Genomic DNA, 17518 nt, shown 5'->3' with positions numbered 1-17518 from the left:
CTTGAGACCGGTAGCCTCGGAAATTGCTGCGACCTGAGCGCTCGTCACCGGCCCAGACTGTGAAATGTGTTCCCGGAAATGCGGGAAAAGGGCCAATCCCGCCTCCAGAGATTTGAGGCTGCGTCTGGGCGCAGGAGAAGGCTTTCGCTCAATCATAGGATTGGCTCCACGACAACTTCCCCTGCGCGCGGGAATGTAGCTCAATCTGGCTGCTACCGCGATGGTGGAATCGGGCTCGGACAGAGTGTCCTGCAGAAACTATGATCTATGTATCTGATTTATCGCCGTTTAGACGAACTGCGGTCTATTATGTCGGCTGACAGCGCTCAACCACCGTCGATCTGTTCGATCGTTTCGACGCCTGGGCCGCGGCGCTGGCCGATCGCGACCCGCTCGCCTGGCGCGATGCCCTGCCCACCGCTATCGGCGAGCCTCCGGTTGCCGCCGAGCACCCTGCCTTGATCCGCGCACTCGACCGGGTGCGCCAGCATGCGCGGATCGAGGGCACGGCCTTGCCCTGGCTCGGGCTGCCCTTTGCCCTTCGAGATATAGGTCTTACCGCTACCCCCCTCCCCTGCCTCGCCGGCGGGGCAAAGGCGTTCCGATTGAAGCGCAAGCCAGATGTCGGAGACTGGCTGGCCACCGTGCGGGCCGTGGAAGCAGCGGCGCGCGACGGTCTCGAGCGTCTCCATGACCTTGAGCGCTTCCATCGCGACGCGCAGCGGGCGATCGTCGCGCAGTTCCGGCCAGGCGCCCTGCCCCGGCTCCTGGCTCTCGCCGTCCATCAGCCGCTGCTCTCGCCTCAAGCGGTCGCCAATCACCTTGGGCTTAGTGTCGCGGGCGCGAGCAAGCTGCTCGAACGCGCAGTCACAGCCGAACTGCTGGTTGAGATCACGCAGCGCCGGAGCTGGCGCCTGTTCCTGCCCCACGATCTGGCGGTCGAATTTGGCTACGCCGCGTCGAAGCGCGGACGCCCAGCGAAAGAGCCCCCTGCCCTTCCCGCTAGTCGGGCGCTGGTCGACACATTCGATACTTTCGATCGTGAGATGGCGGAGATCGACAAGTTGCTCTCCGGGATCGTTCAGGTGCCGTCGGCATCGGACTGAAGTGGGCTCTCAGAGTCTCAGCTCCGGGCCCCACTGTGGATCCAACCCTCCCGCGGAAGGAATATGTGTGAATTATTGTGCGTTGGCGTCCTAAATCCGGCCCCGCCAGAAGCCCGCACAGAGCGATTTAAGGCCCCCGACGTAGTTTGGGCTATCCGGGGCCCGGGATGTCCTCTAGGGCGCCTTAGGCGGCGATTTTGCGGTATTTCGTGATTTGTTCTCTTTTTTTGCGAGTCCTTCGTGCCGTTGGCCGCTTGCGAAGCCGGTAACTGGCTACTCATCCTGCTTCTTTGGAGGGAAGCGGTGGAGGAAGCTTTTTCGCTCTCGGCATTGAAGTGCAAGGCCATGTGGCCTGGTCGGCCAACCCCGCTAGTGACGACAGTTGCGCGTCGTTGGAAGTTTGACCTGTTCGGCGCGGCGTAATGTGAAAGGTCAGGATTTGTGGCCGTGGATTATCTTGGTGCGCGAGAAGTGCAATGCTAGGCAAGCCCGCGCGACACTCACTCGGTCAGTGTCCCTTCCCCTTCCAAGAATCTTCTAAAGAGAGGAAGCGCCGCAGGCGCCGTTAATTCCTTTAATAGATAGGATAGAAAGTTAGGCTGTGGGCGCTTGCAGCGCGACTCACGGATTCGAGGCGAGTCGGGAAAAGTGAGCCGTTCCCGTAATACCGTCTCTGCGTTCCTGAAATACCCTGCGGGGCGTTCCCATTGGACCGTGATTCGGTTCCTGAAGTACCGTGAGGTGTTCCTGAAATACCGTGCCTGATCGAACGTCTCGCAGGGCCGCCAATAGGCGGTAAAACGCGTTTTACTCGCTCTTAGAAGGCTGATTTCAGGGACTATTTGGTCTTCCATGGATGCAGGGAAGAGCATCAAACAGCGCATTTGGTAGTCGCGATCGCGGCGCTCGCGCGATTGGCACCCATGAAGCCGATTCGCTGTCACGACTCTCTCACGGTATTTCAGGAACGCGGGATCTGATTGAGTTCGCTGGTTTGCTTCCGAAACAGCGTTTCGCCGTTGTTGGGGCCGCGAAAGCAGGCCACTGCGAGCTCGGGAAAGTGTCGATGACTCCCCTTTTGGAGGCTCGCCTGGGGCGCGGCTGCGAAGTTGGCGGGGGCACTTCGGGAATACCCAATTATCGGTCTGCGGGATTTTGTGCCATCTGCAATGGCGGATCAAAGCTGTTCGCTTCTGCTTCGCACGGTATTTCAGGAACGTCCTGTGGGTATGCCACGGAGAGCCACTCTCGGCCATTGGAGGGTTTCCTCCCCTCCCCTTGCGACGATCGCCAGCAGCTTCGCCATCGCGCCGCCTGGTTTCGGTCGACATGCTTTCTGCGGATTGGAAACGAGCTGCGCAGCCCACGAGGCTTTGCGCCCGTTCCCAATGTACCCGGTGCCGGCATGGCGCTGCACCCATTGACGTGGCGGGTTGATCGTTTCTCAGGTGTTCGGGAAGGGCGCAATGCCACGAGCAAGGCCGGTGATGTCAGCCAGGCAGCCGCGGTCTCGGACAGCCGAGCTTCGCTCAGGATGGGGATGGAACACTATCCCGGTACCGGTCCGCTGGCACGAATGAAGCCGCTTCATCTGTTGAATGAACTTCACAATGGGGCGCAGAAGCCCGTGGGACAGGGGCTCGCCATTACCGGCCATTGGTAGTCGGTACTTCAGGAACGCGGGAATGGCACGCGGCTCAGGGGCTGGACGTCGTTCCTGAAATACCGTGCTGCCTGGTGCAGCGCTGTATCGCGCTACAGTGCGGCGCGTTGCTTCGAGCAGAACGTCGCGAAAATCTGCGTGATGTTATTGGCGTCGTATGCGATCTCGCGCTGCCTCAGGAATGAACGAAAGTCATCGGCGACCATGCCGTGGTCGCGCTGTGGTTCGGGCAGGTTTGCACGCGCGATGGCGCCGAAGGCACTATGGGCGATATGGCCATATTCGGGAAAGGCGATCGCCGGCGCGTCGGGCGCTTTGGCTTGAGCGGAAGGAATGGAGCGGCCGTGTGCGGGTGCGGCTTGAACCGGGGCAGGGGAGGGGGCTTCCCGCTCGCTGGTGGGGTCGCGCCTGATCATGCGCAGGAACGGCTCAGCGTCCCCGCGCAGCTCTATCTCCAGCGCATAACCCGGCAGCGCATTTTCTCTGGCGATCTTCGTCATCTCGAACTTGAAACGACGATAGTCACCTTCCGCGCCCGATTTCTCGAACAGCGTCGGCATGGAGATCGCGAAGCCGTCCGTCCCGGCGCCGCCGGCGTGCTTGCGAGCAACCCGGTACAGCCAGCGCTCTCGTCCGCCAGTGAGCGAGAAGTAGGCGGGGTCGATGGCGAGAACGCCGCCTTCCATCAGGACGCCGTCGTAAAACCACTTCGCGAGGGTGATGCGCATGCCGCGGACGTTGCCGGTGCGATCCTTGAGCTGGCTGTAGCTGTCGATCCAGGAGAAGGTGGTCTCGACCGCGTCACCCGAGCGGATGTTGGTCTTTACCGTCGTCGATTGCAGACGGTCGAGGGCATTGCCCAGCAAATCATAGGCTCGCCCGCCGACCTCGCGTTTGAGCGTCCTGAGCATGTCGTAGGGCACGACGTTCAAGGTTTGCGGAATATCGTTCGCACCGCGGCGCTTATGCTCGATGAGAACCGAGGCGCAATAGATCAGGATGTCGAGATCGTAGATCGTGGCAAGGCCGTACTCGGAGTTCGCCGAGACGTGGACCGTGATTTTTCGGTCGGGACTGATATAGTCGATCGGCTTGAGGCGCTTGCGCTTGGACAGAGAAAAGAACGGCCGCTCCATCGTCTCGCGCTGGTCGCGAAGCGGTAGTGCCGTCAGTTGCGGCAGAAAGAGGTCTACTTGACCGTCTTCGCGGTAGTCCTGTGGCATCTCATGTCCTGCAACGCGGGTAAAACGCGTTTTACTCCGTTATAAATATATGAAATCAAACGATAAAGTGGCAACCATCCTCATTATCTTGCGAATCTCGCGCTTTCGATAACCGGACGCAGCGCGTCCAGAATTTCATCGACCGATGCGCCGCCGCCTTTGGGATTGATATTGATCGTGATGCCCTTCGCCTTCGTGTCGGCGAGAACCTGCCCGATTTCCTTGCCTGAAGCCGCCGTCAGAGCTGGCTTCGCCTTCGGAGAAGGCGCCTGCCTGGCAGGTGTCACGGCCGCGGCCAGGCGTTCACAGACCTTGCTGCCTTCAATCTTGTCCGCGCCGGTAGCCCGCAGCTTTTCCTGCTCGGCGATGATAAGGCCCGCCTCGGCGAGAATGGCGTCGCGATAGCGATCGTCCTTGAGGAGCGGCGACAGCCGCATGCCGTGACGGACCTTCAGGTCACCCGGCTCCGCAAAGGCGCTCACCACCTCGTCGGGCAATTCCGCGAGCTGCAGCAGGTTGTGGAGGTTCTGCTTGGGAATCGCCAGGCGCTCGGCCATCTGCGTCCTGACGCCATTGTAATAGGCTTCGACCGCATGGCGATAATTGCGCGCCCGTTCGAGATCGGTGACGTCCTCGCGTTCCCGGTTCTCGAGGTCCGCGAGCCGGAAGGCGCCTTCGTCATCGAGCGTTTCGATCCGGGCGACGAGCTCGATTTCGCTATGATTGTTCGCATGGAGCCAGGAGACCGAAAAATGGCGACGTGTGCCGACGATCAACTCGTAGGACTGCTCGGCATTCGGGGTTCGCCGAACGACCACCGGCTCGCGATTGGTCCCTTCCTCCCTGATCGATTCAATGAGGGAAGCGCAGCGGTCATAGCTGAGCGCCGCGTAATCGCGCGCATTGCCTGGCCAGATCGAGCATTCCGATGGTTTGAGGCGAATGGTCGGCCGCTTGACGGTGCGCGCGATCTCGTCGAACGCGATCCCGCGCCGTTCCAGGAATGACGGCGTCGCCGTGTCTTCGGCGGGCTTCTCGCGAACCGTGATGTCGTCGGCGACGGGGGCGTCCGCTGTCGGCGTCGGAACAGGTGTCGTGCCAATGCTTTCGATGGCGTTCGCCAAGAGACTCCGCCGTCTGCCCCCCGCGCTGCTCATGCCGCCTCCGTCAACCGATCGGTGCCAAGCTGCGCCATCCGTGACGGCCACTGCTTGCAGATGTCTTTCTCTATCTCACGGAACACCATGTTGAGATTGTCGCGGCAGCGAACATAGGTCTGGTGCGAGCCGTAGGGCTTGTTGATCTCGTAGATCGAAGACATCGAAAGCCCGGCATTCTTGATTTCTTCCGAGAGCAGAATCGGCGTTGAGAGCATTTGCCCGGCGTAGGTCTTCTCCATGACCTGGAGCATCTGCGCCTCGTTCGTGCGACTGGGCTGGAACATCGTGCAGACGACCCGGATGAAGCCATAGTCAATCGACGTGTCGAATTTGGAGACGAGATCCATCGCCTCCCGGCAGGTCTGCATGAAATGGATCGTCGACAGATAGTCGAGCTGCCGGGCAGGAACGGGGATCAACAAACCATCGGCCGCAGTCAGCGTGTTTACACCGAGGAAACCCATGGCCGGGGGAGGGTCGAGAATGACGACGTCATAGTCGTGCCGCACTTCCTCCAGTCCGATCCGGAGCATGCGGAACGCGCCAGCGATCGCCGTCGGCCCTTCCTCGATCGTTGCGGTCAGTTCCCATTCGGTATCCTGGAGGCCGAGGTTTGCCGGGCAGATGTCGATATTGGGCCAGGCTGTCTTCTGGATGGTCTTGCGCAGTGAATCCGCCTCGTCGATGCGCGGCGACAGGAAATTCGACAGCGTGTGGGTTTCATCGACCAGGGCTTCGAGATTGACGTCGAACATCACGCTCATCGAGGCTTGGGGATCGCAGTCCACGACGAGAACGCGGTAGCCGCGCAAGGCAAGATAATCGGCAAGGTGCTTGCCCGTGGTCGATTTGCTGACGCCGCCCTTGAAGTTTTGCACGGCCACGACGACGGCGCGTTCGGACGGCAATTTGCCCATCTTGATGCCGAGCGCTTCGCGAATCGCGATCAAATCCTCGACCGTGTAATATCTGCGCCCGTTGGCGGACGTTTTCGGCGCAGGAAGTCGTTTGCGGGCCTCGGCCTTTGACAAGGCTTCGGGCGTCCGGCCCAGAAACTCCGCAGCGACCGAGGCGCCCATTGAAATGTTGAGGGTTTTTCTATCGGATGGATCGATCGCCGCTTGCCGCAGAACGGTTTTCGCATTCTCGCACGAGGTGATCATCGCATCGAGAATCTGACCCGACAGCATGGGCAATGTCCCCCTTCTCAACCCGAATTGGCCTTGGTTCGTGAAAAAGGCCGCAAAAAGACCCCTAATCCCGGACAGCTATGCCAAAAGGAGGGTGGTTAGTCAATTAGGCCCGCTCTGATGGCATCATGCAAGGACATGGCTTCCGCTGGAGGGTGAGTCCCGGACCATTCCCGGCGCACGGGCAAGCACCAAAATCCAAACGAATCAGGTGATCACCAGAATTCGGGGAAAGCATAGATTATTCACGTCACAACCTTCGAGAAGGGATCGCAAGTTCATCCCCAGAAACCTTCGAAATGGCGATGGGTTTGCGAATCGGACAGAGGCAAGTTTATCGCTTCCGACCTTCTCCTTCAGTATGAATAAGATCGCAGCGGGAGCAACCGTCGCGACCGGCGTGCCTGATCTGCTTGGGCGATACAGCATCCGCTACGCGGCGGAGAAGGGTGTCTGCTTATAGACCCCGCTCGAACATTGCAGGCAATCGGTCGAGCGAAAGAGGGAGTGGGGCAGGGTGGTGTAAGTAGGAGGATACCATGCCGCTTACAGCCCGACGGCCATCCCAGGAACTCATCGATCTCGTAGGTGCTCTCGGCGGTACCTGGCATGGCCGCACCGCCATGTGTCTGTGCCCCGCGCATGCCGATCGCACGCCCAGTCTTTCGATCCGCCAGGGTGATCGCGGCATTCTCGTCACATGCTTTGCCGGCTGTGACCGCGAAGATGTCCTGCGCGAATTGCGCCGGGTGCCACTCCGACAACGCTATTCCTACCGTGACACGCCCGCGCGCGCATCGGGCAATGCCGCCCGTCTCTGGGAGGAGGGGCTTCCGATCCCCGGCACACTCGCCGAACGCTACCTGACATTGCGGCGTCTCGCGCCACCCGTCGATGATCTCCGCTTCCATCCGCGCTGTCCGTATCGCCCCAAACCGTGGACCACGTTCCATCCCGCATTGCTCGTGGCCGTGCGTGAGGGGGGGCGGCTTACCGCCATCCAGCGCATCTTTCTCGACCCGGAAACCGGCAAGTACCGTATGAAGCTCATGCTGGGGCGGCCGGGGCAGGGGGCGTGGCAAGGGGGAGGGCAGAGCACCGCTTGCCTCGCGCTTGCCGAGGGCTTTGAAACCGCGCGCGCCTTTACCCTCCTGCAGGGCCTTCCCTGCTGGGCTAGCCTTGGAGCGAGACGTCTCAATCAGGTCCTGCTGCCGCAAAGCCTGACATCGCTGATCCTCGCCGTCGATAACGATGCCGAGGGCGAACGGGCTGCCGCGCGGGCAACCTTGCGCTATGCAAGGCCAGGCCTGGAGATCACCCGCATGGCGCCTTCGGGCGTCAAGGACTGGGCGAAAGTATTGGAGGCGGCTGTGGAGCCATTGCGATGAAGGCGACCAGCAGCGCGCGGTTCCTGCTGCATTTCACCTAGGCTGCGAATCTCGCCGGGATCGTAAAGCATGGCCTATGGCCGCGCCGCAATCTGGCAGCAGCAGAGCATTTGGCATACGCCAGCGATTACGGCCGACTGGACGGGAACGAAGACGCCGTCTCTGTGTCGATTTCACGCGTGAACGAACCGATGTTCGCGGCAAAGCGGCGCAAAAGTGGCCATGCCGACTGGATCGTGCTTGTCCTTTCCGCAACCATCTTGTGGATGCATGATTGCCGGTTCTGCTGGCGCAACGCGGTAAGGAACGAGATCAAGCACCATCCCCGCTACTCCTCCGATTCGAAGTTGCAGTTTTCGCGGCAATGCCAGATGCGCAGCATGAAGATGGTTCCGGCCGCGATCTCGTAGCGCATCTCGTAGTTGCCCACGATGATCCGGCGGACTTCGCGCGGCTCATAGGCTTCCAGCTTCTCGCCGATCCTCGGATAATCGAGCAGCCGATCGGGCGCATGGGCGAGTTGCTGGACCACGCGCGCTGCCGCCTCGGGTGCGACCGGGCTCAAATGCTCGTGCAGTCGCACAAGGTCCGACGATGCCTTGCTCGTCCACTGGATCTTCATTTGACCGGCGAGGGCAGCGGCTTGTCCGTCCCGAGGCTATCGGCCCATGCTTGGATCGCCTGATGGTCGATCACCCGACCGGCATGGACATCCTCCAGGGCTTCGAGCGTCATCCGGTGACGCTCCTCCTCCTGATCGACCCAGGCGGCCAGCGCCTGTTTCATCACCCAACCGCGCGAGCGTTCGAGCCGGGAGGCCATTGCTTCAACCTTTTCCGCGAGCGCCAAGGGGACGTGCGCGGTCAATACCTTCGTCTCGGTCGCCATGTTTATCACCTGCTATCATTTTGATTAAAATATAATCGGAATAATCTGAAAGAAGCAAGTTGGGGCGCTGATGAGTCAAGAACCGGGCGAAGGCACTGGAGACCGCGCTCGGCTATTTGCCGTCCTTCAAGGCTCCCTTGACTCGCCGGCGCATTCCAGCGCGTCGAGGAAGGCGTTTGCGGTCTTGTGTTTGTAAACCGGCCGCAGTTTCGCGAAATCGCTGTGCTTCAGCGAAAGGAGCAAGTCCTCCTCGATCCGCAGACCTCTCGTCAGCCAGTCGATCCCGGTCCATCGTTCCTTCCTCATGGCGACGAGATCCATGAGCGCGCGCAGTGGGCTTGCAACAAAGGCGGTGAGCTTGCCCATCTTGATCCGGCCGACCCCTGTCAGGAAGCGATAATCCTTGATGGCGAGGGGATGAAAACTGAAGGTGCCGAAGTCCGCAGTTGCGAAGGAGAGGCTCTTGCGTCCCGGCGAAACACTCGCCGTGACGAAGACGGCCTCGGGGATCCAGCCATGATGGGCAAGCGCGCTTTCAAAAGAGACGTAGCTCCCTGGCACCAGGCCCTGCGCGATGGCGAAGGGGTGCGCGGGTTCACTGCGAAACTGCTGTCCCAATAAATAGACACCCCGCTTGATGCGGATCAGCGACCCGTCTTTCAGTGCCCGGTTCACGAGCCCATAGCGACGTGCGTCACTCCCGCCCAGCAGATCGCCAAGCCGGCGCTCGCTGAGGATGTGGTCAGCCAGACCTGACGCGGACGCTGCTCGTGCCAAGGAGGACATAAAATTCCTGATACTTCCATAATATGAAAGTTTCTAGAACTTTCTTGGGAAGGCCGTTGGCGCATCGTCACTGCTTGAAAGGCGCGACACTGCGCCTGCCGATGCTATCCACAAGGCCCAGGCAGATATTCGCTGGGCGGATCATCTCGTCATCCTTTATCCGCTCTGGCTCGGACACATAAGGCGAGACCAGCGGACGTGCCCTGATCTTCCGGCGGTGGATGTCGCCAGCGACGCGGCCGCGCGCTTCGAGCAGTTCTTCCAGCCACATCAGATCGTCGATCATCTCGACGACGCCGCGTCCGGCCAGGCAGAAATAGATGCAGCGCTGGAAGTCGTCCCCTGCCGGATTGCTGAGGATCGAGGCGAGCTTGCGTTTGCCCCCCGTCTCCCCCTCATGGATCCAGGACACCGCCTCGCGCAGTTCGCGCACCGAATAATAGGCATCCTCGACATGCATGCCGATCGCCGCGTTGGCGAGCATGCGGCGGGTCGGGCGGTTCTGATCGTCGAGCGCGGCATCGCGCAGCGTCACATCGAGATCGAACGGTTCAAAATAGCGGACGGCCTGGTCGGTCATTGAGAATCTCCCTTGAATGGAACGTATCATGAACAAATGTTCGGTCAAGCCGCATTCAATCGATGTCATGGTGGGTCTGCCGCATCTTGCCGTTGGAGCGCTCTTGCGCCGCGCCCGGGAGCTTCAGCAGCCCGTCCTGGTTTCCGCGAACGCCCTTTCGCGATGGTCCAGGAAAAGGGGCTGGCGCGAATGGGCTGGCTGGACCACGCGGCCACTGGCGAACGCGCGAAGTCTACACAGCCTCAGTCTCGACAGCGCAGGGTTCAGCGCAATGGTGACCTATGGGAGCTATCCCTGGACGGTCGATGACTATGTCCGCCTGGCCGCGGCCTTCCCGTTCCGCTGGTGGGCCAGCCTCGACTATTGCGTCGAGCAGGAAGTGGCCGGCGATCGCGACGAGGTGCTCGACCGCATGTCCCGCACCATCCGCGCCAACATCGAATGCCGGCTGCGTGCCGAAGATGCCGGGATCGATGCTACCTTCATGCCGGTCATTCAGGGACGTCATCCCGGTGATTATGAGCGTTGCGCCGAGGCGCTCGCGCACATGATTGAGCGTACCGGGCTCGTTGGTGTCGGCAGTATGTGCCGGCGTCCCGTCCATGGCGCGGATGGACTGATCGCCGTCGTCGATCGTCTCGACCAGATCCTGCCAAGGCGGACCCGTCTGCATCTCTTCGGCGTCAAGGGCGACGCCATCCCCTATCTCACCGCCTTCGCCCATCGCGTCGCCTCGATCGACAGTCAGGCCTATGGTGTCAGTGCGCGCAACGCCGCGCGACGTTGTGGTCAGCCCAAGACCGACCGCATGGTGGCGGACCATATGGCGCTGTGGTTATGCAGACAGCACGCTCGCCTTGACCGGCCCTCGCGGCGGTTGCCGATGCAACCAGAGATGCCGCCGCAGCCCGAACCGGCAGACCCCTGGGAGCGGGCGATCGCACAGGCGCGCCGCGAGATACGCGACCTCATCGAAACCGGCGACCTCGACCATGACGAAATGACTGCCCGGTGGGTCGAGCAGTGGGCGGCCGACATCTTCAGCGAAACGCCAGCGGACTGAAGGCGAGGGGGAGGGGGACCGGGGGTGCGAGCGGGAGAGCCGCTCGAGGCCCGGAGGATCCCATGAGCTATGATCTCGCTTTCCGCTACAGCCAAGCGCTCGATCCCAGCGCGCTGGTCATGATCGGCACGACGCTGCACGCAATCCACGCCGCCATCACCGATTGCCGCAACGCCGGCCTCGATCTCGAAAGCGATCCAGCGATTATCCTCCTCGCGCGCCACCTGGGAACCGTTTGCGCAGGTCAACCGTCACAAGCGGCCCGGCCGTTGCCGACGCGCTATGCCGGCACGGCGATTTCGCTCAATGGCGAGCCGATCCAGAATCGCGTCAGCGATCCCACTTCCCGCATCACGATCGCCGGCAAAGAGGTTCGGATCGACACCGGATGCGGCGTGGTGAGCGCTGTAATCCGGCGCGAACGCGAAGGCCTGTCGCTGATCTCCAACGCGAGCAGCAGCGACGGTAGCGCCTGCACGGGCGCGCGGCTCACTGTGCACAATCAGGTGATGCGGCTGGTAAACGGTCCCGCCGCGGGCATCGTCGACGTCAATGGCGATTTGCTTCTTGCGGGCGAAGGGGTCTGGCTGACGGCGCGCTCGAACTGATCGTGGTGCAGCTCGTGCCGATTGATGTGTGCGAAGCTGTTGAAATCCCACCGGGAGCGTTCCTATTCTATCAGGTGCGCCCGCCTGGGCGCGAACATCCTCAACTTTGGCATGGAGATGGCGATGTCCAACAATCACCTGAACTATCTTCGGCGCGAGCATGCCCGTCTCGACGCCGAGATTCAGCGCGAAGAGCGCCAGGTTCGACCCGATGAAGTGCTGATCGCGCGGCTCAAGAAGCTGAAGCTCGCGGTCAAGGACCAGATGGTGGCCGAGTGCGTCGACCTGCCCGATAGCCGGTTCGGCTGAGGCATAGGCGGCGGAGCCGAGGGATCGGCTCCGCCATTGCGCCAGGAGACGCGACCCGCATCGCGGTGTTTCGAGACCAAAGCTGAGACTGCGATCACAGGTCCGCCTCGACCAGCAAAAAAACCTCTTGAAACCCGAATTGGCCTTACTAGCTAAATCATACCGGGCGCCGCTGTTCGGGTCCGGCTGGACATAGAGGGCGCCGGCTCTTTCTGTTCCGGCGCAGTTCATGCCCAGATCGCTTCATTAGGAGGATTTGGAAATGAGAACCGCATTTGACTTCACACCCTATCGGCGTTCGACGGTCGGTTTCGATCGCCTGTTCAACCTGCTCGAGGCAGGGGCTCGCGAGGATGACGGCTATCCGCCCTTCGACATCCTGAAGGATGGCGAGGACAGCTACCGCATCACGCTCGCGGTCGCGGGCTTCCGACCCGAAGATATCGAGGTCGTCGCCCAGCAGAACCTGCTCACCGTCACCGGCACGCGTGCCGAGGACGACGGCCAGGGGGAATATCTGCACCGCGGCATCGCGGCGCGTGCATTCGAGCGGCGCTTCCAGCTTGCGGACTTCATCGAGGCCGGCGATGCCCGCTTCGAGAACGGTCTGCTCTCGATCGCGCTCAGGCGCGTCGTCCCCGAGGCCATGAAGCCCCGCAAGATCGCGATCGCCGGCAGCACGACTGCCAACGACCGCATCGAGGCGCCCAAGGACAAGGCCCGCGAAGCGGCCTGATCCTTGACCCACGGTTTGCCGGTCCCGCCTTTTTGGCGGGCCGGCAGGCCACGATCCATTCCAGCCAGAAAGGAGATGACCATCATGGCCATTCGTGATCTCATACCCTGGAGCCGGCAGGAAAACCGGCTTCCCGTTCCGGTCAGCGCCAAGCGCGACCAGGAGCCCGACCATCACCCGCTGCTGTCGCTGCACCGCGAGGTGAACCGCCTGTTCGACGATGTCTTCCGCGGCTTCGGCATACCCGGCTTCGGCGGTGTCGGCCGTGACCTTGCCTGGCCGCATGTCGAGCTTGGCGAGACCGACACGGAGATCCGCGTTACCGCCGAACTTCCCGGTCTCGACGAGAAGGACGTCGATATCACCGTCGAGGACGGCGTCCTGACGCTGCGCGGCGAGAAGCGCGCGCAGGTCGAGGACAAGGAGCGCGGCTATTCGGAGCGGAGCTATGGTCGCTTCGAACGTCGCATCGGCCTGCCGCAGGGCATCGACCGCGACAAGGCGGCGGCGACCTTCAAGAACGGCGTGCTGACCGTCACGCTACCCAGGTCGGAGGCGGCGAACGAGAATGTTCGCCGGATTCCGGTCAATGGCAAGGCGGCTTGACGACATGGCCCGGGACCTGCGTCCTGGGCCGCTCGCCAATGACTATCAGCGCCTTCGTCTTGGGGGAGCGCATTTCCCGCAGACGCCGAGGCGATTGTCGAACCGCTCCCGGTGGCCGCCAACCAGGGTGGCCGCCGGAATCGCGGATGGCGGGTCCGCTTCAAGGCGCGCTGGGCACCCACGATCGATCCGCTGACGGGCTGGACAGGCGGCGGTGATCCGCTGGAAACGATCGAGCTGCGGTTTCCCGATCGCGAGTCGGCCGAGAATTATTGTGCACGCGAGGGCCTGGCTTTCCGCTGCGTTCGCCATTCTTCCCGTCTGCCCAATGGGCCGCGTCTCCCCGCCGACCCGGCGCCGATGCTGTGCTGCTGGCCGTCCGGCCCGCATGCGCTTTGCTGCGGCGCTTATCCGATCGCGGCGTAGCGCCGCAACTGTGCGTCACTTCGCGTCGATAGCTCCATCGAGCGCGGCGAGCACCCGGTTGATCATGGCCGCGTTGCTCGCCGCCTTCGGCAATTCTCGCCGCGCGAAAATCTGCAATCGCATCACGTCACGCTGCGGTAGGCGCAAGGTGACGGTCGCCTCGTCAATCTCGTCCAACGGCTTTCCCTGAACCGCTTTCCCCGATCGCACGAAGTGATCGAGCAGGCGCTTGCGATCGGCGAAGGTCCAGCCCAGCGCCTCCAGCTCGGCCGGTGATAGCGACAGCAGCGCCAGCGCGAATTCCATGATGTCGGCAAAGGGCAGACGGATCTGGATGGTCCGGCCGTCGCGCTCGCGCCAGCTGCCTGATGCCTTGGCTCACTGCGTGGCCTGGCCGCCCGAGCGCCCCTTTTGGTCAAGTGTGCGCATGGCCGCGAGCACATCATCGAGGCGGACGGGTTTGTCGAAGCCGGGCGGCTTCCTCAGCGATGGCTGGTTCTCGACCGCCACGCGGTCGGACGCCCAGGATGCGAGGATGGCGCGCTTCACCTCCGGCTCGAGGCTGGGATGCTTGGCGATATCAAAAGGGTGAAGAAATCGGGAAACAGGCTGCGACATGATGGGCCTCCTTTCGTTTCAGGTCGCTGCATTGATCCAGGGCCGACGGGGTCGGCCTAACAAGATTTGGAATTGATCAGCGCTCTATCAAGAGGCGTTGGGAAGGTTGTCGAACCATTCAGCGTAAGGCGCGGTCCGCGCCATATGTCGATTGAAATCCGGGGCGCCGTCACTCCACCAGACCGGCCCGCGTTCACCTAGCGCGCGCTTTGCTTCATCGACTGACGCATGGGCATCAGCCTCGGCCTCAGCGTCACCCACGCTTGGCGACGCCTACAGCTCGCCGCGCCGTCATCAGCTCCTTGACCAGCCGGTGGCGCGTATCGGGGTGGAGCGACGGGTTCGACATTCGCCACAGCCGTCCGCGCACAACGAAATAGCGTCCGTCCGGCGTAACGGGATAATCCATGATTGCGCGAAGGCGCTCAGCCTTTCTTGGCCGGCAGTCCCTTGCGCTTGGTGCTCGCAAACTCCTCGAGCTGATTCTCCGTCATGGATTCCTCCATCTGCTTGGACGCCCCCTTGAGCTTGGATTTCGGCTGTTCGCCGCGCTTTGCAGCGAGCGCGGCGCCGGCGGCTTTCTGCTGGGCCTTTGACGTGGCGGGCATGGGCAGTCTCCTTCGCGTGATTCAACGCGCGAACGGTCAACGCGTTGCCCCGGTAGCGAGGAGGCGACCGTCATCGTCATTTCCGGTTCAGGCTTTCATCCTCTTGCTGGAGCCGGGGCGGCTGCTCCTTTCGCGGGACCTGACGCGCTGGCGCGGCTCCAGATCGAGCCTGTGTGCGAGGCCGCTGCGGACTTGTGGCCCGAAATCGGGCGCGAATTTATCGACTGCCCAACCCATGAGGGTCTGTCAGACCTTTAGGGAGCAACAACACTGAGCCTGTCGCCACATGATCATTTGCATCCCACAAGGGAGATCAGCATGTCCGCTCCAACCCATTTCGTTCACGTCTATGCCACCGTCCGCGTCAAAACTGGGCGTTACCGCCCATGGTCAGAATGAAGCGATGAAGGAGGCTGATCGCCTTCTCTTTGCCAACGGTTTTGGCGTTCGCCTAATCCCAGGTGCTGCAGGCGTGCTTGAGGCGGACTATGCCGAAGAGGTGTCCGGCTATCTTGTCGACGAGGCGGGCGACCACGAATATCACCGGAGCCGGGTCTATGCTGCCGATGGTGAGCCCGTTTCCTGAAATATAACCCGCGGGGCGGTCTTGAATATGACCAAAGACTAGTCATATAACTAGTCTGTTAGGAGAATTGAGATGAAGTCGTGGCCTGTACAGGATGCCAAAGCACGCTTCAGCGAATTGCTGGCGGCTTGTGCCGCACAGGGCCCGCAAATGGTCACCAAGCGAGGTGTCGAAACGGCGGTGCTCGTGCCTGCGGCCGAATGGCATCGAATTCAACAACGCTCGCGCCCCACGCTTAAGCAATTGCTCCTTTCGGATCGTGAACGCGGCGACCTTGCGATTCCTGCCCGGGGTGCCCGTAAGCGCCGCGTTGCCAAAGCATTGTAGATGTTCCTTCTCGACACCAACATCGTCTCGGAGCTTCGTCGTGCTCGTCCCCACGGCGCCGTGCTTGCCTGGCTGGAAGCCCAGGAGGATGCCGACCTTTACCTTTCGGCGGTCACCTTGGGAGAGATTCAGGCCGGCATCGAGATTACGCGGACGCAGGATCCACTTCGGGCGGCGCAGATCGAAGCCTGGGCTGATGAACTGGCGTCGGTATGGAACATCTTGTCTGCCGACGTGGCGATCTTCAGGCTCTGGGCGAAGCTCATGCATCGCCAACCAGACCATCTTTATGAGGACGCGCTGATCGCAGCGACCGCGCAGATCCACAACCTCACTGTCGTCACGCGCAACACAACTGATTTCACGGCCTTTGGAGTGCCGCTATTCAATCCGTTCGGATCGTGACCTGCAAGCCTTGATCCTGTCGCATACGCAGCGCCTGGCCAGCCTCCATAGAACACGTTGTCGCCCAGATCCTTCATCTCGAGAATCTCTAGATCGGGTCTCCCTTCGGGTTGCTTGTGGACGTGCACCTGGGTGACTTCGCCATTCCCGAACAAAAGAGAGAACCTGACTGGAGGCTATCCATTACCCGCTCAGATCAGTTGTCAAGAAACAGGCGCCGTACCATCGACCGATGAAGCATTGCCTGCCGCTCCAAAATCGAAGGGTCGGCCAAGGCCCGCTGCATGATGATGCTGCCATCGGCGATGACGGTCATCTGGTCGGCGAGGTCGGAGATGTCTACTGCGACGCGCGGCGGATGCACCGGGACGATCTCTTCCAGCCAGCGCAGGAACCGTGCGCGCCATGCCAGCATTCCCTCCCGATTGAGGCGCACCACGGTCTCGTCGAACAGCCGGTCCTGGTAGGTCAGCGTGGAGACGATGCAGCCCGGATGCTGCGCGATCATGTCGCGGACCATTTCCGAATATAGTTTCAGGAAGATCAGGAAGGCGTGCAGGGGATCGTCATGAAGTTCCCTCGCCCGAACCTCGAGCTGGTCCAGCACGATCTCGCTCTCCGCCAGATAGCGTTCGAGCAACTGACGCGCGAGATCATTCTTGTCCTTGAAATGATAAAAGAATCCGCTCTTGGTAATCCCGGCCGCCTCGACCAGTTCCTCGATCGACGTCGCGGCGAAGCCCTTCTGGATGATCGCGTCATAGGCAAAGTCGAGCAGCCGCTCGTGCGTTTGCGACCGTTTGCGGGTCGACAACTGTACCGAAGGTAGAGTTTGCCGGGGCGCGGCAGGGCACATGGCAGTCACTCGGGTGATGTCGCGGATGCACTTTGTTAGCATATACCGGGGCTCTGTTGCAAAAATCGTGAAGCTTGAGCATGCTTGGCGGAGATTGGACGGACGGAACGATGACGGATTTCAAGTGGCGCCATTTCCAGGGTGATGTGATCCTGTGGGCGGTGCGCTGGTATTGTCGCTATCCGATCAGCTATCGCGACCTTGAGGAAATGCTGGCGGAACGCGGCATTTCGGTCGACCATACGACGATCTATCGCTGGGTCCAGTGCTACGCCCCGGAGATGGAGAAGCGGCTGCGCTGGTTCTGGCGGCGTGGCTTTGATCCGAGCTGGCGCCTGGATGAAACCTACGTCAAGGTGCGGGGCAAGTGGACCTACCTGTACCGG

General features: G+C 61.6%; 26 protein-coding genes. 13 read left to right on the top strand and 13 right to left on the bottom strand.

Translation table 11 applies throughout. The features are described 5' to 3' along the window. Window positions 1-326 precede the first annotated feature (326 nt). The gene (locus tag IQ35_RS21645) at window positions 327-491 is read right to left on the bottom strand and encodes a hypothetical protein (RefSeq protein WP_242003416.1); all 165 of its coding nucleotides are present in this window, start codon (window positions 489-491) and stop codon (window positions 327-329) included. Window positions 492-605: 114 nt separating this feature from the next. On the opposite strand from IQ35_RS21645, the gene IQ35_RS21640 reads away from it, so the two are divergent. Continuing rightward, window positions 606-1106 (top strand): hypothetical protein, encoded by a 501-nt coding sequence (locus tag IQ35_RS21640; RefSeq protein ID WP_242003415.1) that lies wholly within the window; start codon window positions 606-608, stop codon window positions 1104-1106. A gap of 1755 nt (window positions 1107-2861) precedes the next feature. Here the strand turns inward: IQ35_RS21640 and IQ35_RS19680 are convergent. From IQ35_RS19680 to IQ35_RS19670, 3 genes are all read right to left on the bottom strand, one after another. Next, the gene (locus IQ35_RS19680) at window positions 2862-3992 is read right to left on the bottom strand and encodes a replication initiator protein A (protein ID WP_145075935.1); all 1131 of its coding nucleotides are present in this window, start codon (window positions 3990-3992) and stop codon (window positions 2862-2864) included. Window positions 3993-4075: 83 nt separating this feature from the next. Further along, on the bottom strand, window positions 4076-5149 hold the full coding sequence (locus IQ35_RS19675; RefSeq protein WP_145075932.1) for a ParB/RepB/Spo0J family partition protein: 1074 nt from the start codon (window positions 5147-5149) through the stop codon (window positions 4076-4078). Then, the gene (locus tag IQ35_RS19670) at window positions 5146-6342 is read right to left on the bottom strand and encodes an AAA family ATPase (RefSeq protein WP_145075929.1); all 1197 of its coding nucleotides are present in this window, start codon (window positions 6340-6342) and stop codon (window positions 5146-5148) included. Before IQ35_RS19670 ends, IQ35_RS19675 begins: the two co-directional genes overlap by 4 nt. Before the next feature lie 539 nt (window positions 6343-6881). Here IQ35_RS19670 and IQ35_RS19665 point away from each other — a divergent pair. Next, window positions 6882-7730, top strand: a complete 849-nt coding sequence (locus IQ35_RS19665) for a DUF7146 domain-containing protein (protein ID WP_145075926.1) — start codon at window positions 6882-6884, stop codon at window positions 7728-7730. A 59-nt stretch (window positions 7731-7789) separates the two neighbouring features. Continuing rightward, the gene (locus IQ35_RS21970) at window positions 7790-8140 is read left to right on the top strand and encodes a DarT ssDNA thymidine ADP-ribosyltransferase family protein (RefSeq protein WP_145075939.1); all 351 of its coding nucleotides are present in this window, start codon (window positions 7790-7792) and stop codon (window positions 8138-8140) included. Here the strand turns inward: IQ35_RS21970 and IQ35_RS19655 are convergent. From IQ35_RS19655 to IQ35_RS19635, 4 genes are all read right to left on the bottom strand, one after another. Continuing rightward, window positions 8059-8352 (bottom strand): type II toxin-antitoxin system RelE/ParE family toxin, encoded by a 294-nt coding sequence (locus tag IQ35_RS19655; RefSeq protein ID WP_145075923.1) that lies wholly within the window; start codon window positions 8350-8352, stop codon window positions 8059-8061. The genes IQ35_RS21970 and IQ35_RS19655 overlap by 82 nt on opposite strands. Next, window positions 8349-8618 (bottom strand): CopG family ribbon-helix-helix protein, encoded by a 270-nt coding sequence (locus IQ35_RS19650; RefSeq protein WP_145075921.1) that lies wholly within the window; start codon window positions 8616-8618, stop codon window positions 8349-8351. Before IQ35_RS19650 ends, IQ35_RS19655 begins: the two co-directional genes overlap by 4 nt. Before the next feature lie 126 nt (window positions 8619-8744). Next, entirely contained in the window at window positions 8745-9404 is a 660-nt protein-coding gene (locus IQ35_RS19645) for a type IV toxin-antitoxin system AbiEi family antitoxin domain-containing protein (protein WP_145075918.1), read from the bottom strand. A gap of 67 nt (window positions 9405-9471) precedes the next feature. Further along, window positions 9472-9984 carry a hypothetical protein gene (locus IQ35_RS19635; protein WP_242003413.1) on the bottom strand — a complete coding sequence of 171 codons (513 nt, stop codon included), beginning with the start codon at window positions 9982-9984 and terminating at the stop codon, window positions 9472-9474. 28 nt (window positions 9985-10012) lie between these two features. On the opposite strand from IQ35_RS19635, the gene IQ35_RS19630 reads away from it, so the two are divergent. The 6 genes from IQ35_RS19630 (at window position 10013) to IQ35_RS19605 (ending at window position 13732) form a co-directional block, all read left to right on the top strand. Beyond that, a complete protein-coding gene (locus tag IQ35_RS19630; RefSeq protein WP_092959494.1) occupies window positions 10013-11047 on the top strand; it encodes a deazapurine DNA modification protein DpdA family protein in 1035 nt (344 codons plus the stop codon). A gap of 62 nt (window positions 11048-11109) precedes the next feature. Further along, entirely contained in the window at window positions 11110-11655 is a 546-nt protein-coding gene (locus IQ35_RS21630) for a hypothetical protein (RefSeq protein WP_242003412.1), read from the top strand. A 123-nt stretch (window positions 11656-11778) separates the two neighbouring features. Continuing rightward, on the top strand, window positions 11779-11964 hold the full coding sequence (locus tag IQ35_RS19620; protein WP_145075915.1) for a YdcH family protein: 186 nt from the start codon (window positions 11779-11781) through the stop codon (window positions 11962-11964). A gap of 262 nt (window positions 11965-12226) precedes the next feature. After that, window positions 12227-12700, top strand: coding sequence for an Hsp20 family protein (locus IQ35_RS19615; RefSeq protein ID WP_067109820.1), 474 nt, complete (start codon window positions 12227-12229; stop codon window positions 12698-12700). An 84-nt stretch (window positions 12701-12784) separates the two neighbouring features. Further along, window positions 12785-13306 (top strand): Hsp20/alpha crystallin family protein, encoded by a 522-nt coding sequence (locus tag IQ35_RS19610; protein ID WP_067109818.1) that lies wholly within the window; start codon window positions 12785-12787, stop codon window positions 13304-13306. A 111-nt stretch (window positions 13307-13417) separates the two neighbouring features. Beyond that, window positions 13418-13732 carry an NADH dehydrogenase ubiquinone Fe-S protein 4 gene (locus tag IQ35_RS19605; RefSeq protein ID WP_242003411.1) on the top strand — a complete coding sequence of 105 codons (315 nt, stop codon included), beginning with the start codon at window positions 13418-13420 and terminating at the stop codon, window positions 13730-13732. A gap of 15 nt (window positions 13733-13747) precedes the next feature. On the opposite strand, the gene IQ35_RS19600 is transcribed toward IQ35_RS19605, so the two are convergent. The 4 genes from IQ35_RS19600 to IQ35_RS19585 form a co-directional block, all read right to left on the bottom strand. After that, entirely contained in the window at window positions 13748-14038 is a 291-nt protein-coding gene (locus IQ35_RS19600; protein ID WP_242003410.1) for a hypothetical protein, read from the bottom strand. 72 nt (window positions 14039-14110) lie between these two features. After that, window positions 14111-14350, bottom strand: a complete 240-nt coding sequence (locus IQ35_RS19595) for a hypothetical protein (RefSeq protein ID WP_067109808.1) — start codon at window positions 14348-14350, stop codon at window positions 14111-14113. A gap of 253 nt (window positions 14351-14603) precedes the next feature. Further along, on the bottom strand, window positions 14604-14759 hold the full coding sequence (locus tag IQ35_RS21835; RefSeq protein WP_311768329.1) for a hypothetical protein: 156 nt from the start codon (window positions 14757-14759) through the stop codon (window positions 14604-14606). Between the two features lie 16 nt (window positions 14760-14775). Further along, the gene (locus IQ35_RS19585; RefSeq protein ID WP_067109805.1) at window positions 14776-14958 is read right to left on the bottom strand and encodes a DUF3008 family protein; all 183 of its coding nucleotides are present in this window, start codon (window positions 14956-14958) and stop codon (window positions 14776-14778) included. 403 nt (window positions 14959-15361) lie between these two features. On the opposite strand from IQ35_RS19585, the gene IQ35_RS19580 reads away from it, so the two are divergent. The 3 genes from IQ35_RS19580 (at window position 15362) to IQ35_RS19570 (ending at window position 16276) form a co-directional block, all read left to right on the top strand. After that, entirely contained in the window at window positions 15362-15544 is a 183-nt protein-coding gene (locus IQ35_RS19580; protein WP_237365938.1) for a hypothetical protein, read from the top strand. Window positions 15545-15616: 72 nt separating this feature from the next. Further along, window positions 15617-15871: a type II toxin-antitoxin system Phd/YefM family antitoxin gene (locus IQ35_RS19575; RefSeq protein ID WP_082797110.1), complete on the top strand. Its 255-nt coding sequence runs from the start codon at window positions 15617-15619 to the stop codon at window positions 15869-15871. Further along, window positions 15872-16276, top strand: a complete 405-nt coding sequence (locus IQ35_RS19570; protein WP_067109802.1) for a type II toxin-antitoxin system VapC family toxin — start codon at window positions 15872-15874, stop codon at window positions 16274-16276. A 196-nt stretch (window positions 16277-16472) separates the two neighbouring features. Here the strand turns inward: IQ35_RS19570 and IQ35_RS19565 are convergent, their stop codons facing one another. Beyond that, window positions 16473-17174 carry a TetR/AcrR family transcriptional regulator gene (locus IQ35_RS19565; protein ID WP_199739997.1) on the bottom strand — a complete coding sequence of 234 codons (702 nt, stop codon included), beginning with the start codon at window positions 17172-17174 and terminating at the stop codon, window positions 16473-16475. Between the two features lie 68 nt (window positions 17175-17242). On the opposite strand from IQ35_RS19565, the gene IQ35_RS19555 reads away from it, so the two are divergent. Further along, window positions 17243-17518: IS6 family transposase (locus IQ35_RS19555; RefSeq protein WP_114141915.1), on the top strand; the 276-nt coding region annotated here is incomplete at its 3' end.

The organism is Sphingobium wenxiniae (genome assembly GCF_007830065.1).
In the GTDB taxonomy this organism is placed as follows: Bacteria; Pseudomonadota; Alphaproteobacteria; order Sphingomonadales; family Sphingomonadaceae; genus Sphingobium; species Sphingobium wenxiniae.
This window is presented reverse-complemented; position numbering and strand designations above follow the sequence as displayed.